Below are 24765 nucleotides of genomic sequence, written 5' to 3'. Positions count from 1 at the left end.
CACAAAGGCAAAACCGCGCCCTTTCGGGAACGCGGCTTTATCGTGTTTTCTGCCCGACTGCATGTCATCGTAAATCGCGTCGGTTTAAGGTGACATGCAGAAATTCAAAGCGTTCGAGCGATTTTTGCGCGTCTGATGCGCCTGATCAGACGCGGTGCTGTGGGGCCGTCAGGCGGCCGCGTAGCGCTTTGCCATTTCCGGCAGCCGAAGGACGCGGATCTTCGAAGCCTGGCCGGCCGCGCGGAACGCTTCGAAACGCTCCTTGCAGACTTCCGTCATGTGCGCGATCGCCGGCTTCAGATAGTTGCGCGGGTCGAAATTGTCCGGATGCTGCAGGTGATGCTTGCGGATCTCGCCGGTGAAGGCAAGGCGCAGGTCGGTGTCGATATTGACCTTGCGGACCCCGAGCGGAATAGCCTTCTGAATTTCCGAGACGGGCACGCCCCAGGTTTTCTTCATCTCGCCGCCATAGGCGTTGAAAAGCTCCTGCAGATCGGCCGGAACGGAAGAGGATCCGTGCATCACGAGATGCGTGTTCGGCAGCTTCTTGTTGATCCTGGCGATCGTGTCGATCGACAGGATGTCGCCGTCCGGTGCGCGGGTGAACTTGTAGGCGCCATGGCTCGTGCCGATCGCAACGGCCAGCGCATCGACTCCTGTCCTCGACACGAAATCGAACGCCTGGTCGGGATCGGTCAGCAGTTCCTCGCGCGACAGCTTGCCTTCGAAGCCATGTCCGTCTTCCTTGTCGCCCGCGCCGGTCTCCAGATTGCCGAGGCAGCCGAGCTCGCCCTCGACGGAAACGCCGGCCGCATGGGCGATCTTCACCACCTCGGCGGTCACGGCGACATTGTATTCATAGCTCGCAACCGTCTTGCCGTCCTTCTCGAGCGAGCCGTCCATCATCACCGAGGTGAAGCCGTTGGTGATCGCTGAAATGCAGGTCGACGGCTGGTCGCCGTGGTCGAGATGGAGACAGATCGGAATATGGGGGTATTCCTCTGCCGCGCCGAGGATCAGGTGCCGCAGGAAGGCGTCGCCCGCATAGGCGCGCGCGCCGCGGCTTGCCTGCAGGATAACGGGAGAGTCCGTCGCATCGGCGGCGCGCATTACCGCCTGAATGTATTCGAGATTGTTCACATTGAAGGCTGGCAGCGCATAATCGTTCTCCGCCGCATGGTCGAGCAATTGCCGCAACGTGATCAATGCCATTCGAATCTCCCTGATGACCGGCACCTCACTCCGGGCGCCGCGATATGGATGGGCGAAAGTCTCGCCCGCGAAAGCGCGTTCGGGCTCTTCCCCGGTCCGTTTCGGATGCCCGGCGAAAGACGATCCGGCACCGCGAAACCGGCGTGAAGAGCGCCACTGCATGCCTTCTACCTCTATTCAAGGACAAAGACATGCAGCACCTCAAAGTGCTGCAGCGACCTTTGCGCGTCCAACCAAGACGCGCGGCGCTGTAGTGACCGGCACAATAATTGATGCCGGTCATTTGGCAACGGGCCCGGCGGCCGCGTCGCCCATTTGATTTACGTGCGTCAGCCATTTTTACTGTGGATGAAGAATGGCACCGCCGGAAATCGCGGAATTCGCCCTCTGGTGGTGGTCTGGGTCCGTGGCCGTGGTCATCGCCCCGCGCGAGCCGAATGCTTCCGCGAGCAAAAGTGCCCCAAGGCGTGTGAGACGGCGACGCGCAATAAGATTGCGGAAATGCGGCGGAATTTTTCGGCATATTACGTAAAGTGCGGTCTCGTTTCATGAAGTTTGCATGGCAGTCGGTTCGCGGCAATCTCGCCGGCGGCAGCTGCGAATCTAAAACGTTGCAGTTGGCATTACCGGGCGCATAATTCGGCTGGCCGTCCACGTCGCAAAAGCGATGGAATCCATCGCAGGTGAAATACAACCAGGGAGATCATCAGGTTTTTCTTTTATAAAAGTGAGTGCAATGGTCCCACACAAATCGCCTTGCCTTTGGTGAGAATTTGCACTTCTCTCCTGCGATCGACACAACCCAAAAAGAGGGGAAGGAGCAGACAAATGGCTTCAATGAAACTCAAACTTGGTGCCGCCGCGCTCATCGGCTCGCTGCTCGTCGGCGCAAGCCCGGTGCTTGCCGAGGCGGTACTCCACCGCGGTAATGCCGGCGAGCCGCAGACGCTCGATCAGGCGCACACCTCCATCAATATCGAGGCATTCATCGTCAAGGACCTCTATGAAGGCCTGACGATCTACGACGCCGCCGGCAACATCGTGCCGGGTGCCGCCGAAACCTGGGATCTGTCGGATGACGGCACCGTCTATACTTTCAAGCTGCGCGCCGACGCCAAATGGTCGGACGGCTCGCCGGTGACGGCCGAGGACTTCGCCTTCTCGTTCCGCCGCGTCGAGGATCCGAAGACGGCCGCCGAATACGCCAACATTCTCTTCCCGATCAAGAACGCCGAAAAGGTCAACAAGGGTGAATTGCCGGTCGACCAGCTCGGGGTGAAGGTCGTGGACGAAAAGACGCTCGAAATCACCCTCGAGCGACCGACCCCCTTCTTCCTCGAGCTGCTGGCGCACCAGACCGCGCTTCCGGTCAGCAAGGCGAGCGTCGAAAAGAACGGGACCGATTTCGTGAAGCCGGGCGTGATGGTTTCGAACGGCGCCTTCCGGCTGACCGCACACGTGCCAAACGACAGCCTGACGGTGGAGAAGAACACGAACTACTGGGATGCGGCAAACGTCAAGCTCGACAAGGTGATCTTCTATCCGATCGACGACCAGGCGGCCTCCGTCCGCCGATTCGAGGCCAAGGAAATGGACCTCGTCTACAACTTCTCCGCCGACCAGATCGACCGCCTGCGTCAGTCCTACGGTGATCAGGTCCATGTCTCGCCGACGCTGGCGACCTACTATTATGCCTTCGACACGCGCCAGGAACCCTACAGCGACGTCCGCGTGCGGCGAGCCCTGTCGATGGCCGTCGATCGCGATTTCATCGCCAAGGAAATCTATAGTGGTTCACAGATCCCGGCCTATTCCATGGTGCCGCCGGGCATCGAGAGCTATGGCGAGCCTTCCAAGGCCGATTTTGCCGACATGTCGCAGCTGGACCGCGAAGACCAGGCCGTTGCGCTGATGAAGGAGGCGGGTTACGGCGAGGGTGGCAAGCCGCTCGATATCGAAATCCGCTACAACACCAACCCGAACCACGAGCGCGTCGCAACCGCCGTTGCCGACATGTGGAAGAACACCTTCGGCGCCAAGGTCTCGCTCGTGAACCTCGACGTTTCGTCGCACTATGCGTACCTGCAGGAAGGCGGCAAGTTCAACGTCGCCCGCGCCGGCTGGGTCGCGGACTATGCCGACGCGGAAAACTTCCTTGCTCTCAGCATCAGCACGAACAAGACGTTCAACTACGGCAAGTTCGATAACGCGGAATACGACGCACTGATGAAGAAGTCCTATGAGGAGCAGGATCCGGCCGAACGTTCGAAGATCCTCCACGAGGCCGAAGCGCTGTTGATGAAGGAACAGCCGATCGCGCCGCTTCTGACCCAGGCGGATCTCTGGCTCGTCTCGGATCGTGTTCAAGGCTGGCAGGACAACGCGCCGAACGAACACCTGAGCCGGTTCCTGAGCGTCGCCGAATAACGAACTGAGGCGACGCGCGGTCCCCCGCGCGTCGCCTCCGGAGCAAGTCCATGATCCCCTTCATCCTTCGCCGACTGGCGAGTGCGGTGCCGACGCTGTTCATCGTCGTCACCATATCCTTCTTCCTGATGCGGTTTGCCCCCGGCGGCCCCTTCAATCTCGAGCGTCCTCTCCCGCCGCAGACGATGGCGAACCTGATGAGGACCTATCAGCTCGATCAGCCGCTCTGGCGCCAATATGTTCACTATCTCAGCAATGCGGTGACGGGCGACTTCGGTCCGAGCTACATCTATAAGGACAACAACGTCGCGCAGCTGATCGGCAAGGGCCTGCCCTATTCGATGGAACTCGGCTTCTACGCCTTGCTCCTGGCGGTGATCGGCGGTGTGCTTGCCGGCACGATTGCAGCCCTCAGGCAGAACAGCATCCTCGACTTCGGGATCATGGCGGTCTCGACGATCGGCGTTACGGTCCCGAACTTCGTCGTCGGCCCGGTGCTGACGCTCATCTTTGCGATCAGCCTTTCGTGGCTGCCTGCCGGAGGCTGGGGCGACGGATCGTTGCGCTTCCTGATCCTGCCGATGATCGCGCTCGCACTGCCGCAACTCGCCGTCTTCGCCAGGCTCACGCGGGGCTCGATGATCGAGGCGCTCCACACCGACCATATCCGCACGGCGAAGGCCTACGGTCTTCCGTCCCGCACGGTCGTGGTCACGCATGCGATGCGCGGCGCCATGTTGCCGGTCGTTTCCTATCTCGCGCCCTGCGCGGCGGCGTTGCTGACCGGCTCGGCAGTCGTGGAAACGATCTTCACCATTCCCGGCGTCGGCCGCTATTTCGTTCTCGGTGCGATCAACCGCGATTATACGCTTGTCATGGGCACCGTGATCCTCGTGGCGATCTTCGTCATCGTCTTCAATATTCTGGTCGACATTCTCTACGGCCTTCTCGATCCGAGGGTCCGCCATGACTGATATCCTCCAGACCCCGGCTGCTTCGCCGGAGACCAAGGGCCGCAGCCTCTTCCAGCTCGCGGCGATCCGCTTCCGCCGCAACCGCGCCGCCATGGCCGGCTCAGTCATGCTGGTGCTGATTGCGCTCTTCTCCTTCGTCGGCCCCCTGTTCTCGCCGCACAGCTACGATCAGGTCTTTCCGTCCTATGTGTCGATCGGCCCTAGCCTTGAGCCGCGGCCGGACGTTTCGACGCTTCAGGGAGTGATGGAAGGTGTCGCGACCCGTGCCCGCGTCACGCTCGAGGAATTCGTGGTGGAAGGGGGAACCTTTTCGGCCACGGTCACGTCGGACGAGCCGATCGATCCGCGCGCGACGCGCTATTTCGACCGGACGAACGAGTTCGAGGGCACACAGGTTGTCGCGACCGAGGACGACGGCCGCACGCTGAAGGTCGAAGGTCGCGTGGACCGTGAATATTTCCTCTTCGGCACGGATTCCAACGGCCGCGACCTGCTCGTGCGTGTCATGCTCGGCGGCCAGATCTCGATCGCCGTCGGCCTGCTCGCCAGCCTCGTCTCGCTCGGCATTGGCGTCGTCTACGGAGCGACGTCCGGCTATATCGGCGGGCGCGTCGATAATGTGATGATGCGTCTCGTCGAGATCCTCTACTCGCTACCCTTCGTCTTTCTCGTCGTCGTGCTCGTCGTCTTCTTCGGCCGCAGCTTCATCCTGATCTTCCTGGTGATCGGGGCGGTCGAATGGCTGGACATGGCCCGTATCGTGCGTGGCCAGACGCTGGCTTTGAAGCGCCGGGAATTCGTCGGCGCCGCACAGGCCCTCGGCCTCAGTGATTGGCAGATCATCCGCCGTCACATCATCCCGAACACGATCGGGCCGGTGATCGTCTTCGTCACCGTCGTGGTGCCGAAGGTCATCCTGCTCGAAAGCTTCCTGTCCTTCCTCGGCCTCGGGGTGCAGGCGCCGCTGACGAGTTGGGGCGCGCTGATCTCCGAAGGAGCGAACAACATCCAATCGGCGCCCTGGCTGCTGATCTTCCCGGCCACATTCTTCGTCATCACCCTGTTCTCGCTGAATTTCGTCGGCGATGGCCTGCGCGATGCGCTCGATCCGAAGGACCGCTGATATGGCAGACATGAAGGAAACCATTCTTGCCGTGCGCGGCCTCGAGGTGGATTTCGACACACCCGATGGTACCGTCCAGGCGGTGAAGGGCATCGACCTCGACGTAAACGCCGGCGAAACGCTCGCCGTGGTCGGCGAGTCCGGTTCGGGCAAGAGCCAGACCATGATGGGGATCATGGGGCTGCTTGCAAGGAACGGCAGGGTCACCGGCTCGGCGCGCTATCGTGGCCAGGAACTCATCGGCCTGTCGCCGAAAAGGCTCAACGGCGTGCGCGGCTCGAAGATCACCATGATCTTCCAGGAGCCGATGACGTCGCTCGATCCGCTTTATACGATCGGCCGGCAGATCGCCGAACCGATCGTTCATCATCGCGGTGGTAGCTTCAAGGAGGCGCGCAAGCGCGCGCTCGAGCTCCTGGAACTCGTTGGCATCCCCGAGCCGGCACGCCGCATCGACAGCTACCCGCACGAACTCTCCGGCGGGCAGCGCCAGCGCGTCATGATCGCCATGGCGCTCGCCAACGAGCCGGACATCCTGATCGCCGACGAGCCGACGACGGCGCTCGACGTGACCATCCAGGCGCAGATCCTCGATCTCTTGAAATCGCTGCAGCAGCGCTTCGGCATGGCGATCGTGCTGATCACCCACGATCTCGGCATCGTCAAGCATTTCGCCGACCGCGTCGCGGTGATGCGGCGGGGCGAGGTGGTGGAGCAGGGGACGACGGCGGAAATCTTCGAACGGCCGAAGGCCGACTACACGAAGATGCTGCTCGCCGCCGAGCCGAGCGGCCGCAAGGCGGCGCCGCCGGACCATGCGCCGATCATCCTGGAGGGCCGCGACGTTGCGGTCGACTACACGATCGGCGGCGGCCTTTTTCTCGGCGGCTCCTCCGTGTTCCGCGCCGTCGACGGCGTCAATCTGCGCCTGCGGCAGGGGCAGACGATCGGCATCGTCGGCGAGTCCGGCTCGGGCAAGTCGACCCTCGGGCGGGCCCTCCTGAGGCTTCTGCCGAGCAGCGGCTATTACCGTTTCGGCACGACCGACATTTCCGGCTTCGACCGAGGCGCGATGCGGCCTTTGCGCCGCGAGCTGCAGCTCGTCTTCCAGGACCCTTACGGCTCGCTGTCGCCGCGGCGCACGGTGGGCGAGATCATCACGGAAGGCCTTTACGTGCATGAGCCGGACCTCAGCCGGGCGGAGCGCGACCGCCGCGCGATCGCGGCGCTGAAGGAGGTCGGGCTCGACCCGGCTTCGCGCAACCGCTATCCGCACGAGTTCTCCGGCGGCCAACGCCAGCGCATCGCGATCGCCCGCGCGATGATCCTGAAGCCGAAGGTGGTGATCCTCGACGAGCCGACCTCGGCGCTCGACCGGTCGGTGCAGGGGCAGGTAATCGAACTCCTGCGCGACCTGCAGACGAAGCATGCTCTCTCCTACATCTTCATCAGCCATGATCTTTCCGTGGTGAAGGCGATGTCCGACTACGTCATCGTCATGAAGAACGGACGCATCGTCGAGGAAGGGGAAACGGACGCGATCTTCGAGGCGCCGATGGAGACCTACACCAAGACCTTGATCGGGGCGGCGTTCAACGTGTGAGCCGGCAAACGGCGCCTGCCGTTTTCGCCTGCGACTGTCACTCACCTGGCCGCAGCAGCTGCGGACAATATTCTCCCGCAGCAAATTTACACCTGTGGAAAGAGCGCGGTCGGGATTTCGGGCGATGAATTTTTATGTACCAGCTGTCATCTTGGCGTCGTTGGCTGCTGAGCGTCCCTTTTCGGGGGTAAGATTACCGTTTCTGCGTCGATACACTTCGGAGATGCCGGTCGCGGCGTGGCGAGGAACGCCCATTATCGAAGCCATCACCGCTTCCGGAGAATTCACACCGTACTGTAATCGCCGTTCCGCAGAACCGGATCCCTTGCGATCGATGCATACAGCTCGTCGAAACTGAACGAAGCCAGACCGGTCTGGTCGGCGACCTTCATGTACCCCTGATCCTTGCTCGCCACATCTGCAAGATACTTCCGAGCAAGCCTCGTCAGGGCGGCGCGCGTCTGAGGAAACCTGCCGGCGAGCTGGCCGTGACGAGACGATCGAGATCGCTAGTGGTCTGTCGCACTCCGAGACTTGCTACCGCATGTCCGAGTTATTGAATGAACGGCCTAATGCCTTCGTGGATTTTGTAGGTCCACTTGACGGAGTCCGTCTCGTTGATCTTGCCGATCGCATCTTTCAGGGCGGAATCCACCCGCTCGGACAGATATTGCGTGTACCGCTCCCAGTGGGCCCGGTGGCCGGGATTGGCGAACACGATGACCTCTTTTTCGGAAAGACGCACGCGACCTGCGCGCCCAGCGATGTTCCAGAATTCCGCAGGCGTCAGAGGCGTGGCCGGCATACCTTTAGTCACCGAGTGGATCACAACGCTCGAAACCTGGAAGTTCATGCCCTGAGCCAGTGTTGTCGTGGCCGCGATGTAGTCGAGCGTACCGAGGCTGGCGAGCCGTTCGACGAGGTAGCGCAGTTCGCTGTTGAGAGTTGAGTGATGGAATGCCACGCCTTTGGATAGGCATCTGGCCAAATCGCTGCCTTCGCCATACTCGCTTATAGCAAGGGCCAGCGCGACGCGGAACTCGGGCGGCGCCGTATTCGGGTCGATATCGGCTTTCGCCTCCGCCACTTCGAGCACGGCTGTTTCGGCATCCGTCCGGGATGCTGTGAACATCTGTGGACACCCCCGTAAGTGCAAGAGGATTTTCCAGGCACGGTACTTGCGCGTAGTCGGGTGCTGACATCTGTCCGGCCTCTGTTGCGACCATCTGGATGCCGCGGGCCCGTATGGGAGTTCGCGGATCGGGTCCAAATCATAAAAGCGTGCTCTGGGCACTCCGTTCAGGCCTGGTTTTCCGATCCCGTCTCTTATCGACTGTGCGCCATACCTTCCTTTCGACCCTCCTACACCTTCGACGCCTCCTGTTTGCGGCCGGTTTATCCGGCCGCTACTGGAGCTCCATAGACCCCGCCTTTCGCTAGCAGCGCCCAAACGATGCGCGCCAGCTTGTTGGCGAGGGCGACGATCACAAGCATACGTGGCTTACGGACGAGCATGCGCCCGAGCCACGATCCCTCTGGCAGACCACGATGAGCGGCTTGCCGGACCACGGAGCTGGCTCCAAGAATAAGGAGGCGCCGCAATGTTCGCTCGCCCATTTTCGATGTCGCGCCAAGTTTCTGTTTTCCGCCAGTAGATCGCTGAAGTGGCGTCAGGCCGAGCCAGGCGGCAAAATCACGTCCTCTTTTGAAGGTCGATGCCGCTGGAGCCAATGCTGTCAATGCCGTCGCTGTTATCGGTCCTACACCTGGGATCGTCGCAAGCCGCCGAGCGTCCGCGTCTTCTCGGGCGCGACGTGCGATCTCGTGGTCGAGCTGCCTGATCCGGTCCTCCAGCGATCGCAGAGTATCGACCAACATGGCGAGCGCCAGACGAGCTGCGTCCGGCAGAGTGTTCTTATCATCCGTCACGTATTCTATGAGCCCGGCGACATGCGATGGACCCTGAGCGGTGACGAAGCCGTATTCGGCGAGGTGACCGCGGAGCGAGTTGATAACTTGCGTTCGCTGTCGCACCAGCAAGTCCCGAGCCCGAAACACAACGGCGCTTGCCTGAGCATCCTCACTCTTTACAGCGACGAAACGCATCGTCGGACGCTGGGCAGCCTCGCAAATTGCCTCGGCGTCGGCCGCGTCGTTCTTCTGTCGCTTCACGAACGGCTTGACGTAGGCCGGCGGGATCAATCTAACAGTGTGACCAAATCTACCAATCTCCCTCGCCCAATAATGCGCACCGGCACATGCCTCCATGGCAACCATGCACACGGGCTGCTTGGCGAAGAATTCGAGCACGTTCTTCCGGCGCAATTGCTTGCGGAAAACGACGCAACCAGACGCGTCCGCCCCATGGGCCTGAAACACATTCTTCGCCAAATCCAGGCCGATCGTGCTAACTTCCATCGTGGACACTCCTTCTCTCCGGTGGCTGCAACAACCACCATTCTGGCACATCGATGCCGTCGAGGGGGGTGTCCACCCCATCATACCGAGCGACGGCCCCACCGCCGCGCAGCGAAACTCGCGGCGGGAGTGGCAATGACACGGATCGCACACGGCGACGGGCGAAAGCGACCAACGACCGAAATGAGCTGCTCTAGCACGGCTCTAGCAAGTGCCCATCTAGAGTTGAACGTTTCACAAGGCGTGTTGACCGCGGCAATATCTCGCGCCGTGCGGACAGCGCAACATAGGTGTATTCGTCAGGCCGCCCATCGGCTTCACTCCAGCCCATCGAGGAAGAACCGCACCATTTGGGAAGAGGCGTCCGGACCATACGGGTCTGTATACGATCCAGCGGACTTGCCGCCGGACCAGGCATGGCCGGCACCGTCCACCAGCCAATATTCAACCGCCGGCCTTCCCGCGGGGTCCGCGACAATGGTTCTTGCATAGGTCCGGCCGCTGGCGGACCGGCCGGTTTCCTTCCGGACGGGCCATCCCGCGCCAGTTGGCGTTGCCGCAGCGACGATCCGATCGGCGTTGGAGGGATGTACCGTCCGATCCGCATTTCCTTGGAAGACTATCGTCCGGAGCCGGTGCCCATCGGCGTGCCGCTTCGGACTGGATGCAACACCGGCTTCGCCGCGCATCGCGGAGAAAGCTGACAGGACGTCGTTGGCCGACCCGTAGGCCAGGCCGGAATGAATCCCCGCGGCTGAATAGAGATCGGGATAGGTCTCGCCCATGACCGCCGCCATTGCGCCCCCTGCTGATAGGCCTGCCACGAAGACGCGGCTGCGATCGAGGCCGAATTCCGACATGACCTCCATCGTGATTCCCGCAATGATCGAAGGTTCCCCCACTTCGCGCATCTGGTCGGCGGGTTTGAACCAGTTCCAGCAGGACGACGCATTGTTAGCCCCGCTTTGACGCGGATAGGCAACCACCAGGCCGTGCGTCTCGGCGACCGCGTTCATGCCGGTTCCTGCAGCAAAGTCTTCGGGATCCTGGTTGCAGCCATGAAGCATGATGACAAGGCCGCGCGGCCGATCGGGTGCGGACGCGGGAATGTAGAGCCTGTAGCTTCGCGCACCGGCGGGGCAGGTGAAGGATCGCGCCAGGAACTGTGCCCCATCCGGCATGATGGGCTGGGGAACCTGTTTGGCGGTTCCCGGCAGGCCGGCGCCGTGTAGCGATCCGAAAAGACCGGATGCCAACCGGCCCTCGCGCAAGATCCGTATCGTTTCTGCCAAGGATTTCCGGAACCTTCGCGACGCAGTGCCGTCGCCGACCTTTTCGGCCGGTTCTTCGGCCTCAGGCTTTGCCGATGGCTCGATGATTTCCGCATCCGGATCGACCGGAAAGGGGGTGGAACGCTGGATTGGCGGCGGTGGTGTGATGTCTAGTGTCGGGGTGCGAATAGCGGAGCCCGATCGACCGGCCAGCGCATCCTGGATCACGCGCGTCGCCTCGGCGATGTTCAAGGCGCGCGTGGACCGTAGCGCGCGCCGCATGGCCGTCGCAAAATCGTTGTTCATGGAGTTGTCCTTGTTGGTCGGGCCGCAGTTCTATCGGATGCGTTCGGCCAGCGCTGCTTTCAGCTCGGTGCTGGCTTGGAGGGCGCCGAGCACGGTGATCGATTCAATTGTTGCCAGAGCAAGTTCCGGTGTGACGTCTGGCGCGATGCGGGCAAGTCCGACCACTTTGATGTGAAGTCTTTCGCCGGCCGCCTTCAACGATTCCAGATCGGCTCTGCTATAGTCACGCAATCCCAACTCAAGCGTGTGCCGAACGACCGACTGCCTCACGGCCTCGGCCTCGGCCGCAAGCTGGTTGCGGATCGCTGTGCGGATGAAGTCGGCGCGATTGGAATAGAAGCCTTCCTGCACGAGAAGGTCTATGCGACCAAGATCGACATAACCGAGATTGATGGTGATCTTCTCCGATTCACCGCCCTTGTCGCGTAACTTATGTACATTGTCTTTCATGTGCCCGTCGAGTTCCATCCACATGGATGGTATATGGATGGAGTGTTGATCCATTGCAAGGGCGATGCTTTTGCTGGCGATGTAATTGCGCATTGATCAAACGGCACCGCACGATGCAAAACCCACATGTCGACTTCTCGATAACAGAGAATCCGTATCCGGCCCCCTGGGCATAGAAATGGCGTGCAGTCTCGGCGGGTGAGGAGTCATTGAGGCTACTGCCGCTCGACGCCACATGGGCCGAAAGTATCGCGGCGGCACTTGCGGTCAGAGGCTTGTCGAATCTGCTCGGCGCGTACGCTGTACGACTGGCGGTAGTCGGTACGCAAAGCCGGAACGCAATCGCCTGCATTTTATCAGTCGGCCCGCAGGAGACCAGCTCGGCTTCGGTCACTCCTTTTCGGGAAAATCAGCTTTGGGATTCTCGTCGCTGGTTGATTCTCCTTCGAGACGAATGTCGAGCAGAGCTTCGCGGAGAGCCTGGCCTTGAGGATGATCGCCGGCGACCTCCAAAAAGCTGCGTACCGACCATCTCGTCTCGGCACCACCAGAGGCGGTGTTAGCGCGATGGATGACAATATGCTCGCCGGTAATTCGATCATGCTCGAGAAGCCACTTGTCGCCATTCGAGCTCGCTGCAAATTCCTTCAGTCCTCCATGTGGCATTCCCGGATCCTCATATAGCGCTGAGATTCGTCATCGCGGCATTATGCGTGATAAGGCTAAATCTCCTGTCTCGGTCACTAGGAGAGGCTGTTTCGACGCCCGCCTGAACGATAGAAGCATCGGAAGAACTCCTTTGTTCCCGATCACGTCCCCCGATGGTAATCGTGCTTGCCAGCCGTTCCGACGTAGACCATTCAATCAGGCACAATGCTCCCTCTGCATGCACTGAATGAAGAAGCGGCAAAGTCGCCCAATCGGCGGCACTCGCCCGAGGATATGCTGGTCTGGATGCTTCGCGGCTCCGTTCTGGAGGTCGAGGAAAGCCGCTACGAAGGGTCAACAGATGCGGAGGCTTTAAGAAACTTATGCATCCCCTTTACCGCGGCGGGGCATGTGATGTCGCGACCTTCACGCGGTCCCGGCGTCCCCCTTGCGTGTGATGGCCAAGGCGGCAGGCGCGGTCGACCTTGCCTGCCGATTGCTAGTCACGGTAGTAAATCTGCGAAACTCAAAACAAGAAATTGACGCACCGATCAAAGAGCTGTACTGAAGACCATCGATACTTTGTTTGCCGATATTTGTTTTTGCTGGCCTCGCGCCTCGTGACGAACTTCTCCTTTCAAAAGTCGAAAAAATGCCGCTGTGCGCCGCGCAGCGGTGATCAATGTTGCTAAGAAAGGGTTCGTTATGACCACTGGCACAGTAAAATGGTTCAATTCCACCAAAGGCTTCGGCTTCATCCAGCCTGACGACGGCAGCGCCGATGTGTTCGTTCACATCTCTGCTGTTGAACGCGCGGGCCTGAATTCGATCGTCGAAGGTCAGAAACTCGGCTTCGAGCTCGAGCGCGACAACAAGTCGGGCAAGATGTCCGCAGGCCAGCTCCGCGCTGCCTAAAGCTTTTCGCCGTCGATGACCACGGATGTACTGGCATGGCGGCAAGAAGTTCGAAAAGGCCAGGCGGATGTCTGGCCTTTTTCTGTTCTGAGGCTATCGCCCGTATTTGTTTCGGCCGACGCCCCCGCCGGTACTTGAAAACGGAATGGAACGATTGGGTCCTGCTCTTGCGCAGGCATCACCGGGACTGCGCGCCCAGCTGGCGTTGAAGTTTCGCGAAAGGTCCAATGGTCAAACTGCTAAACTAGAGCCGTGCTAGAGCAGCTCATTTCGGTCCTTGGTCGCTTTCGCCCGTCGCCGTGTGCCATCCGTGTCATTGCCACTGCCGCCGCGAGTTTCGCTGCGCGGCGGTTTGCCGACTGCGCCGCCTTCATTATCCCATTCTTCAAGCGAATCCCTCATCCGCGCCGCGGAAGCAGGATCCGGGGTGTCTACGTCGAAACCCGCCATGGATGCTTCGCTGATGATGGCATCCATCAGGTCGGGATCTGAAATATCCAGATCAGGGAAAGCGCGCCGCACTGCGCCAAGGGCTTCAGAGGTCGCAAGCGGCCGGGCTTCTTTCTGACACGCGCTCAGAAACGCGCTGATCGCCGCGCGGACTTCAGGCGGCATCTTGCGGGAGTGCTTTCTCATCATCACCTCCCAGTCCAGGCTCTGAATCTAAACGCTGCCTGCGTCTCGATGTTCCTGGTTGCTCGCGAACTGGCCGCCGTCTGTGATCTTGGCGCCTTCAGACATAGGTTGGATCAGTTCGGCGGCCTCGGCGGACGGGAGGCCTTCTCGCAGTCAAAACCGCGAATTCACGGAGTCGATTTATTCAATTGAGATCTCCCTTCCTGTCAGCCGAAAACAAAGACGCCGGGACCTTGTTTAAATCCGATTTGAGACCCACATATAAGAAACTCATTAATTTGGCTGGACTAGCCAATTTGGCTTCGCGGCGTCAGAGGACCCGCCATTCACCACGAACTTTGATGCGAATGCCTTACGCCGATCGGACGCGCAGCGTCGCTTCGTTCGAACCTCGCACGGACACTCGAGCGCGATCACGGGATGACAGAGAATGCGGGCCGCCTCGTGTGCTTCTGCGGAGCGCCGCCATGACCAGCCGCACTACGCAGACGCCTCGCATCGGCGGGGCGACGTCCTTCATCCATATGCCCGCGCGGTATGCAAGGTCGACGTCATACATGATGCCGATCAATCCGGCTGAGCTCGATTGCCGCACTCGAAAAGGATCACCAACAATCATGACCGCTACAAGAATTCTCCAACACAGTCCTCGTCCGACCCGCCGCGACGCAGCAACACATCTCTTTACCGTTGGTCAAGCTGTTTGGCTGAAGGGCGGGGATCGGAGATCGGCTGTGCCGGTCTATCACATCACCGGCACGCTGCCGCCGAGCGGCGGTTCGCCGCAATACCGCATTCGAAACGACGACGAACATCATGAGCGGGTGACGACGCAGGACAGGCTCGAACCGGTGCGCATGTCCTCCGCCGATGAAGGCGCCATACTCATCGAAAGGACGTTTGGCAACCGGATCAACCCCGCTGCGAACGGCAGCGCCTCGCTCGCCAAGGGCAAGCACTGACAATTACCACCCTTCTGTCCAACGGAGAGGATGGCGATGAAGATCGCGATTGCGTTCTATCGTATCCGGGAGGTGGACGACGCGCATGCGATCGTCGGCCGCGAAACCGCGGAAGCTGCCGATCTCGACGAGGCGATAGCGATTGCGCGGGAGCTCTTGCGGACGCTCGACATGCCGCAGCGTCCGGACGCCATGACCATCACCGACGAAGATGGAAACACCATCCATTCAAGCAGGCTCGACACCATCGAAAATCTTGATGAAAGGCCACAACCATGAACGCCCACAGCAATGAAACTGAAGCCCGGCGAAATACGCTTGCGATCAGCATCTGGGAAAATGAAGGTGGGACGCCGGCGCCCGACACAATGGATCATCAATACGGCCGCCGCATCGATGCGGATCGCTCCTGGGCGGTCTATCACGTGTTCACAGGCGCACCGGCGCGTGTCGGCGGCAACCTTCGCAATATTGAGCGCCTGATAAAACGGATCAGGCTATCGTTACCCGCGCGGTCCGCGTCGCGTGAAACAGAGGCACGCTGATAATGACGCTGTCATTTCCGAATCCCAGCCGCAGCTTCGATGAAAAAAGGAACGCCGTCCGTTTCCTCGTCCATGACGGTATGTTCGAGGTGCGGTTCTTCGTCGAGGCCGGCGCGCTCGCGATAGCGGGTGCCGAATTGGGCAGGTCGGAAGCCTCGGAATCGAAGCTCCTTTCCGCTTTCGACGCGTTGCGCCCGTAGGAACCGAACGCCATCTGCATGAGAAAAGACGAAGGAGACGCTTTCGACCGCCGCGCCATCTGGAATGCGACCGGGATCATCATCGCCAGCGCGCCGATGTTCTTGATGAAAGACGGACAGAAGCGAGACAGTCGTCACGAGCATAACAACCTGCCCCTGCACAGAGGCCACGCTGGGTGCCAGGCGATGGAGGAATGCCTCTATGACACCACTGCGCTCAATCGCGGCGCTGACGACCAGCGCGCTGGCTACAATGATGACGATGTCGTCGCCGAAGCCGGAGAACGCTGCGTTGTTCGGCACGATGCGAAAACCGCGGCAAGCAACGCGAGAACTGCAATGAGGTCGTAGCGGAGCCGTCCCCATATGAAAGCGACCATCAGGCCGATCAGAATGGCGAAGGCGAAAGCCTGAGCCTGTGTCATGGATAAAGTCCCGACCACTCTTCGCAATGGCAGGTCCATTTTTTTACGCGCCTGAAAGAGCTAATGTCGGGATAACTTACCAGCTTCATTCAACGGCGCTGCACCCCGAACGTCCGTCCAGGATGTTTTCCAACGTCGTAGAGCGGATGCAAGCTTGATCAGACGACTACAGGATGCTTCCGAACAGGACCGAATAGACAATCACAGCAATCGCCAGCGTAAACGCAAGCGATACGAACAGGCGCGTGAAGTCGTAGGTATAGAAGCGGGCGGGGATGAGGTTTTTCATAGCGATCTCCTAAGTTTCGTCGAGATGCCCAAAGCGCCGCGTTAGCGCGCTTCAGGATAGCGAGCGACTGCAAGTCGTGCTGACCTTGCCGAGGATGTCCGCTGGAACTTGAATATCGGCCATAATGGTCGCCACCAGTTCGTCACGTCTCGCACGATTGTCGTAGCCCTTAAGCGTTGCGAGATCCGTGCTGTTGGCCGTAGCCATTCGCCCTGCCGCACTCGAGCAAATGCCGGCAAGCGCGTCCACGCTGGCCGTTTCTGCCGCCAGAGTGCTGGCAGTCGTGGTGGTGAGCCATCCCGCATTGAAGCCGATGATCGGCGCCGCGAACAGTCCGACGACCAGGCCGATCGCATAGGGTTTTGTCCGCTCGAGGATTTGATCGAATGTCATGATTTCATTCCCTTTAATCAGGTTGATTATCGGGATCGTTGCAGGCCGTGCTCGGACCAGGAGCCGATGGCAATCCAGATTTTTTATCTTTGCGCCATAAAATATTTAAAGTAAACAACTAATTGAGATTCTCATTCACAAATACGTTTCAGCCGGAGTTTGTAGAAAATTTCGGCATCCATACGAAAAATAGCGCCGCGTCTGGCACGTCTATATTTGCGCAATTCAAATTTTATTTTCTATAAAAACTGCTTTCATCTCAGAAAACACGGTAATGCCACATTCAATGGATAGAGGTTCTTACTTGCCTTTTCGCTTCATCAGAGGCACTAAACCAAGCTCACCGCTCCGCATATCCAAAGTGTGGGCCGCCGATTGCGCCCTGCTCCAATGCGGCAGTCCAGAGCGTTAGCGGTGCGCTCTCAAGTGGCGCCAAACGGGCTGGTTTAATCTCACGACGACGAAGCCACAGAACAGGAGGGCAGAATGTTTGCCCGGACGACGACGCATCGAACAGTCCATTTCGACCAACCGTTCTGGATGCCAGACCTCGGTGAAACGGTTCCGGCTGGCGACTACGAGGTAGATGAGGACGAGGAATTGATCGAAGGCATCTCCTGGCTCGCCTATCGCCGTGTGGCGACCTTTATCAAGCTACCAGCTACGGCCGAGAACAAATACCGAATGCGGCTGATAGCGATCGATCCTGAGGAGCTTGAACGCCTGATGCAAGTCGATCGCAACGCAGCCGCAATCTTCCCGTCACTTTCACCATAAGGCAACTCCCAATGCGCCATCATCTATTCCCGATCGGGCTGTCAGTGCGACTTAAGAATCGCGCAAATATTTCCCCTCGTGCGGCGGAAAGCTATCAGATCACCGCTAAACTCCCTCTGAGAGACAATTCGCCTCAGTATCGCATGCGCAATGATGAACTCGGCCAAGAGCGCGTGAGCAACGAAGATAATCTGGAGCCGATTGACGAGCTGACGTCCGATAACTGATCAGCGTTCAGCTGTCGCGCAGGCGACTGTGGGGAGGAGAGCTGCAGATGAAAAGTAAACACGAAGAACACGCGCTCGCCATCAGCACATGGGAATCCGAAGGGGGCGCGCCGAACCGATCCGGACAGCGCGATGAGTATGGCCGCCGTTTCGTAGGCGACGGAACCTATACCATATATCACCTCTTCACCGGAGAAACTGCAGAGATCGGCCCCTGGAAGATGGAAGGGCTTAACCCGAAAAATGCAGCGAGAGCGCTGTTGGTTCTCAATAACCCAACCTAACCGTGATCATACACCTGTGGAACACACCAGCACGGCTGCCCTCGCAGGGCACACCGCGCTGGTGAAGAATATTGACCGCGCGATAGCGCGGCGTTTAAGGGTGCGCTAAGATGCCAGCATGACCCAGCGATACGAATTGCATGATGACAGCAACGGCTTGTGGAGCGTGATTGATCGCTTCACCGGCTGGCCTGCTCGATGGCAAGGCATACCGCAAGCCGGCCTGGACTATTTCGATGCGGATGATCGAACGGACTTGCTGAATCTGCTAGACGAACGCAGGCGGGCGAAAGGCAAGCCGGAAAGCGGCGGGCTAACGTGACCGAAACGTTGCTGCTAAGATGGCCCCCTCAGGAGCGGCTCAACAGGTTGACAGTTGGCCCTTCCGCCCACTGGGTGGATGCTGCCCAGTTGCTGCCCGCATAGACGGCGCATGCAACGTTCCATTTCGATTTCAAGAACCGCCTGAGAGAAGTGCAGGCAAGCCCCCGGCGCTTTTTAGAACACGTCCAGATAGCTGAGCAACGAAACTACGCCGACGACTACAACAACGACCTGAGCCATCTGCTTCATCGTTGAGTCAATCGGTAGTTTTTGCACGAGGTAGAGCACCAGGAAGGCAAGGGCTGTAATCAGGATGCTTGTGATGATGCTGATTATTATGCTCATACCCCGGCCCCTTGAGCGGAGTGCCTTCCGGCAGTAACGGGTAAATGCGTCTGAGTTCTACAACGGGAGGCATGTCACGCCGTAATGCATCCTATCTCTCCGCGATTGAGCTCGCGGCCATTGGCCCATTTCCATCGGGCGAACGGGCGTATTTGAGCTTGACGAACTGTTTGCGGTCTCCGGCAACCAGCATGTAGAGCCTCGAGGTCCAGGTTCCTTCCGATTCTTCGGAAAGTTTCTCCGCATCGGTACTGTCGGAGAATGCCTTGAGAAATGGCTCAATGGGCACCTTCGTGAAGGCGACGGTGCAGGTCTCGACGGGCCTTCCGTCCCGTCGAGCCTTGGTGACTCCGATTACAACGGGTTCCGGAAGGGCTCGATCAGTGGCCATCCATCCACTTGAGAAATCAACGTCCTCGAGAGGAGCGAGACGCTCGAAGTCGCCTCCTGGCAAAGGTTTCCATCCCTTAGCGGCGGCGGCGGATGCGATCGCGTCGAAACTTGAACCTTGTGCAAGGCACGTTCGCCGGAATACTTCGACTGCCCCTGAACCGTCGCCGGCAGCGAGCGCGATCACACTCGGAGAAACAGCGGCCAGAAACGCGATGAGGTACCGGCAGCGCATCATAAGCTCCATTCGGTATTGATCGAACTGCTGAGCTAAGAGGTTTGTTCCAACGGATGCCGCCGGCTGACCTCGGTGCTACGCCGTTCATCGCGCAATCGCCCTCGAAAGGGCAAGAGCGGGTCTGGGCCACTAGTCGCTACCGCCTCCTCGGCGAATGAAAATACCTTATTGCTAACAGTTACGAGATTTAGCTCCTGCTTATGAGCTGCGGGTGTGTCAGTTTTAGACGAAGCTGGCTATCGCGCGGATGTCCTTGTCGATGATCCGACATTTTTTGAGACTGCCTCATTGTTGGTTACTAGGTTGTTCCTTGCAGGGTGTTGAATCCCCGTCGGGGCTAGCGGCGAAGCTCGAATGTCAATTGGGCATCGCCGGCAAGCACAGGCAACCGCCCGGATCGCGGTTGGGCCGCTACGCTATCCAAGGTCTGCCAGTCGAGCTGCAATGCCTCACGAGATGAGGGACGTTCCTCGCGCTCCTGTCATCCTGATGTCTTCGACAACCGCGACACTCGCCTTTAGACTAGCCCTGTATGAAGAGATCTATCGTGCCTGATCTGAACGTCGCACATTGGGAACTGCTGGCAAGCTTACCGTTGAGGACGTGGTAACGACCCCGGCCATCAAGGGGGCCTCCAAAGCCGTCTACGTGAGGGACGGTCACTTCCCTGCGTTCTCCACATCATGCAACCGCTTGAGGAGAACTCTTATATTCTTTGGGAGTTTGGGTCTCACTCTGAACACTGGAAGTGATCGCAGAAATGCGACGTTGTAATCGGTTGCCATCACCTGCCGGATATGCGTCGGCCGCGTCCCTATGGGGCTTCTCATGTCGCCGTTCCTAAAGAGGAAAAACACCACGACTGAGAGAATGTTCCTTAAAAGGGCTCGTGGCGGACCGGAGACATAAATGTCCACTTGGGGGGCAACACCGGTAATTCGGGTCGCTGTGAATGAATGACCTCAAACGGTCGAAACGCGTCGATCGCAGCTTCAGAGGGTAAGGTCTGGAAGTGGTGCAAACTTTCAGCTCGGCGGCATGTATGCATGTCCGCTTCTGGGATACCACCGTGCTCTGCTCAGTGTCTGACTTGGGGGCGCAAACCTGCCGTCGCCCACGCGCGCCGGCTCCTTGCGAGGATGTTCAAGTTCTGGGCCGCATCGACTGGAACGCTGCGGCCCCGATTGGAGTCTGGTGAACGCCTCGGCACACATACCTGAAGCAAAGCTCAACTGCGGGGCTGCAGCAGCGCCAGGGCGACTGTCGATGCGGCTAGCGCGGCGGTAAGGGTCAGGGGCCCCAGAGCGCCGTAGTGATCCACTACGTAGCCGCCGAATACTGCGCCGATACTGATGGCGACCTGAAAAGACACGACCATCAGGCTGCCCGCTGGCTCGAGAGCGTCCGGTGCCGCGCGGGACAGATTGGTAGGGAGCACCACCGGTCCCATGCCGAAGGCGAAGCCCCAAAATGTGACGAAGCCGAAGGCAACGCCGATGTGTGCGCCCCAAAGCACCAAGGCGAGTGCCGCAAACGCCATCAACGCGGCGGTGACAGCGAGTGCCATGCGGATATTAGCGTCGGCCATTCGGCCACCGGCGATATTGCCGATCACGGAGGCAATGCCGAACCCGAGCAGCGCCAGGGCGATCGGCGCGGTCTGAAGGAGCGTCACCTGTTCAAGGAAGGGACGCACATAAACCGAGCCGGCAAAATGCCCTGTCATCAGCAAAAGGATGGCAAGCATTCCCAATTGAACACCACGCCGCCGTGTCAGTTGGAAAACATCGGCCAGACTGTTGCTTGTGCTTGCAGGCAGAGTCGGCAGGCTCAGCACCTGCAGCAGCATGGCAAGCGCGGCAAAGCCCGCCGTCATGGCCATTGCGCTGCGCCAACCCAGCCAGTCGCTGATCAAAGCCCCCATCGATGGCGCAGCTATGGTGGCGAGCGAGACGCCGAGGGTGACGATGGCCATGCCTCGACCTGCGGCATTGGCGCCGACCAGCCTCGCCACGACGGCGACCGAAAGCGCCCAGAAAGCGCTGAGGGCGATGCCCAACCCGGCTCGGCCCAACAACAATAGCCAAAAATCGGTCGCCAACGCCGCAAGAATATTGGAGCCGACCGCCAACGCACTGAGACCGACCAGCACCGTCTTGCGGTTCAACCTGCCGATGAGAACATTGCTCAACAAGGCCGTCACGGCGCCGACGGAAGCAGTGGCGGTTACGACCTGTCCGGCTGTTCCCTCGCTAATGCCGAGATCTCGCGCCATTGGCGTCAACAGTCCTGCCGGCAGGAACTCAGCCGATACCAGCGCGAAGCTCGTGGCCGCCATTGAAAAAACGGCGAACCAGGTGGCCGCGCTCCACGCGGCTGGCTCGGCAGCTTCAAAGTCGATCACCGAGTCGTCAAGCTGTGATGTCGTGTCCGTCATTGAAATATCTCCTGGTTTCGGAGATTTCATAGACGAATTTTTCCGGATGATATGTGTCTTATAATCCGAAATCCATGTCCGTTCGTCCGGAAATTGTGCGACGCACAACGCCCGGTGAGACGCCGGTCATGCGTTTGAAAGCGCGAGCGAAGGATGCCTCGGATTCATAACCCAGGCGGGAAGCGACTTCGGCAACCGATATGCCGCTTTGCCCCAACAATTCGCGGGCAAGCTGCATGCGCAGACGGGCGAGATAGCGTGCCGCGCCTTCGCCGAGGACAGCGCTGAAACGTTCAGCGAAGATCGAGCGGGATTGGCCCGCCACGCCAGCGAGGCTTTCGAGAGTCCATTTATGACCGGGGTCTCGGTGCATCGCCGCCAGAACGCGACCGATATGGGGGTCGCGAATGGCGGCGAGCCAACCGGTGGTCGAGGCTCCGCTGCAATTGACCCAGCAGCGGATGAGCCGCGCGGTGAGCAAGTCCGCCATCCGCGATAAGACGGTTGCGCTACCTAGCTGGGGTCGTGCAGCCTCCGCCGTCATGGCCGCCAAGAGGGGGCCGATGACCGGGTCATTGCCGGCCACATCGCAGCCCTTGATGATTGGCGGCATCAAAGCGATCAAGGGGTTGAGGGCATAGGCGCCCAAAGCCATGGAGCCGCAGAAAAGGGTGCTGATTGCACCCGTACCTTCCTGCACGACGTCGCTGACGTTGCTCCCCAACTTTGTCACCTGGCAGCCCTTGAGCGAGTCGCCCACAACATCCGGCGCGCTGGCCAATCGATGTGCGATGCCTTGCGGCAGCAGCACCAGATCGCCATGGTGCAACTCCTGCCATCCCTGAGCTTCGGTATTGATCCAGCACGGACCCTGGCTGACAAAGTGAAAACGAAGCAGCTGTTGCTGTGGAAAGGCAATGCTCCATGGATGCCGGAGTTCGCAGCGGCCATAATTGACCCCGCTTAAGCGAAAGTCTTGCAGGACTTCGCTTAGGGCATCCATCGGGATATGCGGCGGCGACGGTCGAGACGAATAGTCAAGCATCCGGCCAATTTAGATGTCGAGCGTCCGACGAACAAGTGCATACGCTCGATTTCACAGTCGCCTTTTCGCCACTTTGACTACGAAGGCGTCGCGAGGCGGCTGTCTGCGGCATTCGCCGCGGCGGAACGCAGGAGGAGAAGCCCACGCTTCCACCCGTGTCGGGAGAACGTCACAACGGCGGCGGCCGGTGTGAGCTCTGCTCACCAGGAGTTAACCCGCGACTTCCCCGATCGCGCGCGCAAAGACGGGCAAAGAGCGCTCCACCATGTCGTCGTTTGCGGTCAAACTGATCCGCAGACGTCCAGGCAATTGGGCGACGCTGCCGGGCAGCACCCAGACACCGTCAGTTGCGAGACGTGCCGCGAAGGCCATGTCGTCCGGTATCGGTGACCGTGGAATGAGATAGAAGGTACCTTCAGGCACCGGCAGGTCGTATCCCGCTGCCCTCAAGCCTTCGACCATGCGGTCGCGGCGCCGCGCGAGGGCTGCTACATCTATACTGAGCTTCTCGAGATCAGGCAATGCCCGCTGCAGGGTACGGCCGGCGAAAGCCCAACCGTGCGAAACCTGCGCCATATCGACAGCCTCGCGCAGTCTTATCCGGTCGGCCTCGGGCATATCCGCCCCGAGTGCGAGCCACCCCAGGCGCTCGCCGGGCGCGAGCAAGGTCTTGCCGAATGAATAGGCGATCAGCGTGTGCGGGTAGCTCTCGGCCGGACTGATATGCGCATGGCCGTCAAACACCAGTCGAGCATAGGGCTCGTCGGCAAGGAGATATATCACCTTGCCGAATCTTTCGGACGCCGCCGCGAGCTTGTCTGCGAGTGCGTCCAGTTGAGCGCGGGGAAAGATGCGGCCGGTCGGGTTGTGCGGCGTGTTGACCACCACCACGCGGGTGCGCGCGGTGATCGCTGCCTCGATCCTTTCGAGATCGAGGTCATAGGTTCCCGGGGCCAGGTCGACGGCGATGGGGGTCCCTGCCGCGCCGCGAATCTGAGCACCATAGGCGAACCAGCCGGGGCGCGGATAGATGACCTCGTCTCCCACTTCGAGCACGGCAAGCAGCGCAGCCGCTATCGCGCCGAACCCTCCCGCGGTGATCGCAATGTCGTCTGGCTTGTAGTGCCGGCTTCGCGCTTGGCTGAGCGAACGGGCCACCGACTCGCGCGCCGGCGCTTCGTACTTTTTGTAACCGAACCAGTGCACATCCTGTGGCTCGACGTGGCGGATCAAGGCATCGACAAGTCCACGCAACGGCGTTTCTTGCGGATTGCCGAACATAAAATCGCAGGCATCGGGCCCCAGGCCGTCGCCCTCCAGGACCTTTCGCGCAAAATCCATGACCGTGCGCATTTCCTCGGTGACGGCAAGCATTCGGCTGGACACGGTGGCGATTGGCACGACGCACCTCCCTGCTGCAGGCGGCGCATGTCCCCTCGACTAAACCGCCCCCCTGCCTTCATACCATTTTTGCCGACATGCACGTAGCAGATAGTTCTGGTGCATTCCGCATGGATAAGGAGGTTTTCCTTGGAGTAGGCACAGCACCAATCGCCACGCCCATAAAGGTCCGTAACGGGTTGATTTTTCACGTTCCCGAAAGACGCAGAAGGGTGGCGAGGCGAACTTCGGCCACGCCTCGGTTAAGCTCTGGATCGCGCCAGTGAGCGGTCCTTTGCGGTGGCCCCCCTTAGGCGGAGCGCTCGGCGGATCCACCACTCGCACTGAGCCGCGGGTCGATCAAACCGGACCTCGCTCGACTTGCCCTGCAGAATCCTCCGATTCGGGCCGTCTCCCACCGAGGGGACGCCGAGGGGCGTGGCTCGGCGGTAGCCTCCCGCTCGCTCGCGCTACACCAATCCCTGAGACACGGTCTGGAAACCAGGTTTGAGCCCGGCGCC

The 24765-nt window shown here is 60.0% G+C and carries 26 protein-coding genes and 3 pseudogenes; 14 read left to right on the top strand and 15 right to left on the bottom strand.

What is annotated here, in order from left to right; genetic code table 11:
- Nucleotides 1–168: 168 nt before the first annotated feature.
- Nucleotides 169–1212, bottom strand: coding sequence for a class II fructose-bisphosphate aldolase (gene fba, locus EKH55_RS25490; RefSeq protein WP_069456810.1), 1044 nt, complete (start codon nt 1210–1212; stop codon nt 169–171).
- Nucleotides 1213–2040: 828 nt separating this feature from the next.
- Between fba and EKH55_RS25485 the strand changes: the two genes are divergently transcribed.
- The 4 genes from EKH55_RS25485 to EKH55_RS25470 are packed head-to-tail and all read left to right on the top strand — an operon-like array spanning nt 2041 to nt 7339.
- The gene (locus EKH55_RS25485; RefSeq protein WP_151613643.1) at nt 2041–3639 is read left to right on the top strand and encodes a peptide ABC transporter substrate-binding protein; all 1599 of its coding nucleotides are present in this window, start codon (nt 2041–2043) and stop codon (nt 3637–3639) included.
- Between the two features lie 50 nt (nt 3640–3689).
- A complete protein-coding gene (gene oppB, locus EKH55_RS25480) occupies nt 3690–4613 on the top strand; it encodes an oligopeptide ABC transporter permease OppB (protein ID WP_151613642.1) in 924 nt (307 codons plus the stop codon).
- The gene (locus EKH55_RS25475; protein ID WP_069456813.1) at nt 4606–5736 is read left to right on the top strand and encodes an ABC transporter permease; all 1131 of its coding nucleotides are present in this window, start codon (nt 4606–4608) and stop codon (nt 5734–5736) included. The genes oppB and EKH55_RS25475 overlap by 8 nt, the downstream gene beginning before the upstream one ends.
- A 1-nt stretch (nt 5737) precedes the next feature.
- Nucleotides 5738–7339: an ABC transporter ATP-binding protein gene (locus tag EKH55_RS25470; RefSeq protein WP_151613641.1), complete on the top strand. Its 1602-nt coding sequence runs from the start codon at nt 5738–5740 to the stop codon at nt 7337–7339.
- Between the two features lie 553 nt (nt 7340–7892).
- On the opposite strand, the gene EKH55_RS25465 is transcribed toward EKH55_RS25470, so the two are convergent.
- The 5 genes from EKH55_RS25465 to EKH55_RS25445 form a co-directional block, all read right to left on the bottom strand.
- Nucleotides 7893–8471 carry a helicase-related protein gene (locus EKH55_RS25465; RefSeq protein WP_151613640.1) on the bottom strand — a complete coding sequence of 193 codons (579 nt, stop codon included), beginning with the start codon at nt 8469–8471 and terminating at the stop codon, nt 7893–7895.
- Nucleotides 8472–8734: 263 nt separating this feature from the next.
- Complete coding sequence (locus tag EKH55_RS25460; protein ID WP_069458496.1) at nt 8735–9757, bottom strand: IS110 family RNA-guided transposase; 1023 nt, start codon at nt 9755–9757, stop codon at nt 8735–8737.
- A 317-nt stretch (nt 9758–10074) separates the two neighbouring features.
- On the bottom strand, nt 10075–11334 hold the full coding sequence (locus EKH55_RS25455; RefSeq protein ID WP_151613639.1) for an extracellular catalytic domain type 1 short-chain-length polyhydroxyalkanoate depolymerase: 1260 nt from the start codon (nt 11332–11334) through the stop codon (nt 10075–10077).
- Nucleotides 11335–11364: 30 nt separating this feature from the next.
- The gene (locus tag EKH55_RS25450; protein ID WP_151613638.1) at nt 11365–11784 is read right to left on the bottom strand and encodes a CopG family transcriptional regulator; all 420 of its coding nucleotides are present in this window, start codon (nt 11782–11784) and stop codon (nt 11365–11367) included.
- A gap of 390 nt (nt 11785–12174) precedes the next feature.
- Nucleotides 12175–12450 (bottom strand): hypothetical protein, encoded by a 276-nt coding sequence (locus EKH55_RS25445; protein WP_151613637.1) that lies wholly within the window; start codon nt 12448–12450, stop codon nt 12175–12177.
- A gap of 687 nt (nt 12451–13137) precedes the next feature.
- Between EKH55_RS25445 and EKH55_RS25440 the strand changes: the two genes are divergently transcribed.
- Nucleotides 13138–13347 carry a cold-shock protein gene (locus EKH55_RS25440; protein WP_069457508.1) on the top strand — a complete coding sequence of 70 codons (210 nt, stop codon included), beginning with the start codon at nt 13138–13140 and terminating at the stop codon, nt 13345–13347.
- 255 nt (nt 13348–13602) lie between these two features.
- On the opposite strand, the gene EKH55_RS25435 is transcribed toward EKH55_RS25440, so the two are convergent.
- Entirely contained in the window at nt 13603–13983 is a 381-nt protein-coding gene (locus EKH55_RS25435) for a hypothetical protein (RefSeq protein ID WP_069457507.1), read from the bottom strand.
- 734 nt (nt 13984–14717) lie between these two features.
- Here EKH55_RS25435 and EKH55_RS25430 point away from each other — a divergent pair.
- The 4 genes and pseudogenes from EKH55_RS25430 to EKH55_RS25415 all read left to right on the top strand — a co-directional run.
- Complete coding sequence (locus EKH55_RS25430) at nt 14718–14945, top strand: hypothetical protein (protein WP_425353222.1); 228 nt, start codon at nt 14718–14720, stop codon at nt 14943–14945.
- A gap of 36 nt (nt 14946–14981) precedes the next feature.
- On the top strand, nt 14982–15224 hold the full coding sequence (locus tag EKH55_RS25425) for a hypothetical protein (RefSeq protein ID WP_151613962.1): 243 nt from the start codon (nt 14982–14984) through the stop codon (nt 15222–15224).
- On the top strand, nt 15221–15490 hold the full coding sequence (locus tag EKH55_RS25420; RefSeq protein ID WP_151613636.1) for a hypothetical protein: 270 nt from the start codon (nt 15221–15223) through the stop codon (nt 15488–15490). The genes EKH55_RS25425 and EKH55_RS25420 overlap by 4 nt, the downstream gene beginning before the upstream one ends.
- A gap of 2 nt (nt 15491–15492) precedes the next feature.
- Nucleotides 15493–15684, top strand: a pseudogene (locus EKH55_RS25415) (DUF1488 family protein); the annotation flags it as partial.
- Between the two features lie 5 nt (nt 15685–15689).
- Here EKH55_RS25415 and EKH55_RS25410 read toward each other — a convergent pair.
- The 3 genes and pseudogenes from EKH55_RS25410 to EKH55_RS25400 all read right to left on the bottom strand — a co-directional run.
- A pseudogene (locus EKH55_RS25410) lies at nt 15690–16115 on the bottom strand (SLC13 family permease); the annotation flags it as partial.
- Nucleotides 16116–16281: 166 nt separating this feature from the next.
- Nucleotides 16282–16404: a hypothetical protein gene (locus EKH55_RS30080; protein ID WP_106407803.1), complete on the bottom strand. Its 123-nt coding sequence runs from the start codon at nt 16402–16404 to the stop codon at nt 16282–16284.
- Between the two features lie 51 nt (nt 16405–16455).
- Complete coding sequence (locus tag EKH55_RS25400) at nt 16456–16797, bottom strand: hypothetical protein (RefSeq protein ID WP_192803824.1); 342 nt, start codon at nt 16795–16797, stop codon at nt 16456–16458.
- Nucleotides 16798–17283: 486 nt separating this feature from the next.
- Between EKH55_RS25400 and EKH55_RS25395 the strand changes: the two genes are divergently transcribed.
- The 4 genes from EKH55_RS25395 to EKH55_RS25380 all read left to right on the top strand — a co-directional run bounded on the left by EKH55_RS25395 (nt 17284) and on the right by EKH55_RS25380 (nt 18407).
- Complete coding sequence (locus EKH55_RS25395; RefSeq protein ID WP_151613634.1) at nt 17284–17574, top strand: hypothetical protein; 291 nt, start codon at nt 17284–17286, stop codon at nt 17572–17574.
- An 11-nt stretch (nt 17575–17585) separates the two neighbouring features.
- Entirely contained in the window at nt 17586–17801 is a 216-nt protein-coding gene (locus EKH55_RS25390) for a hypothetical protein (protein WP_151613633.1), read from the top strand.
- Between the two features lie 47 nt (nt 17802–17848).
- Nucleotides 17849–18085 (top strand): hypothetical protein, encoded by a 237-nt coding sequence (locus EKH55_RS25385; RefSeq protein WP_151613632.1) that lies wholly within the window; start codon nt 17849–17851, stop codon nt 18083–18085.
- Nucleotides 18086–18203: 118 nt separating this feature from the next.
- Nucleotides 18204–18407, top strand: a complete 204-nt coding sequence (locus EKH55_RS25380; RefSeq protein ID WP_069456628.1) for a hypothetical protein — start codon at nt 18204–18206, stop codon at nt 18405–18407.
- A gap of 176 nt (nt 18408–18583) precedes the next feature.
- On the opposite strand, the gene EKH55_RS29535 is transcribed toward EKH55_RS25380, so the two are convergent.
- On the bottom strand, nt 18584–18754 hold the full coding sequence (locus EKH55_RS29535) for a Thivi_2564 family membrane protein (protein WP_192803823.1): 171 nt from the start codon (nt 18752–18754) through the stop codon (nt 18584–18586).
- Between the two features lie 91 nt (nt 18755–18845).
- Nucleotides 18846–19145, bottom strand: coding sequence for a hypothetical protein (locus EKH55_RS25375; RefSeq protein ID WP_131820454.1), 300 nt, complete (start codon nt 19143–19145; stop codon nt 18846–18848).
- A 450-nt stretch (nt 19146–19595) separates the two neighbouring features.
- Between EKH55_RS25375 and EKH55_RS29860 the strand changes: the two are divergent.
- Nucleotides 19596–19842 (top strand): annotated as a pseudogene (locus EKH55_RS29860) (hypothetical protein).
- Between the two features lie 768 nt (nt 19843–20610).
- Here EKH55_RS29860 and EKH55_RS25365 read toward each other — a convergent pair.
- The 3 genes from EKH55_RS25365 to EKH55_RS25355 all read right to left on the bottom strand — a co-directional run bounded on the left by EKH55_RS25365 (nt 20611) and on the right by EKH55_RS25355 (nt 24265).
- Nucleotides 20611–21819, bottom strand: a complete 1209-nt coding sequence (locus EKH55_RS25365; protein ID WP_151613631.1) for an MFS transporter — start codon at nt 21817–21819, stop codon at nt 20611–20613.
- Nucleotides 21820–21877: 58 nt separating this feature from the next.
- Entirely contained in the window at nt 21878–22864 is a 987-nt protein-coding gene (locus EKH55_RS25360) for an AraC family transcriptional regulator (protein ID WP_151613630.1), read from the bottom strand.
- A gap of 210 nt (nt 22865–23074) precedes the next feature.
- Nucleotides 23075–24265 carry an aminotransferase class I/II-fold pyridoxal phosphate-dependent enzyme gene (locus EKH55_RS25355; RefSeq protein ID WP_210249918.1) on the bottom strand — a complete coding sequence of 397 codons (1191 nt, stop codon included), beginning with the start codon at nt 24263–24265 and terminating at the stop codon, nt 23075–23077.
- Nucleotides 24266–24765 lie beyond the last annotated feature (500 nt).

This window comes from Sinorhizobium alkalisoli, assembly GCF_008932245.1.
Taxonomy (GTDB): domain Bacteria; phylum Pseudomonadota; class Alphaproteobacteria; order Rhizobiales; family Rhizobiaceae; genus Sinorhizobium; species Sinorhizobium alkalisoli.
This window is presented reverse-complemented; position numbering and strand designations above follow the sequence as displayed.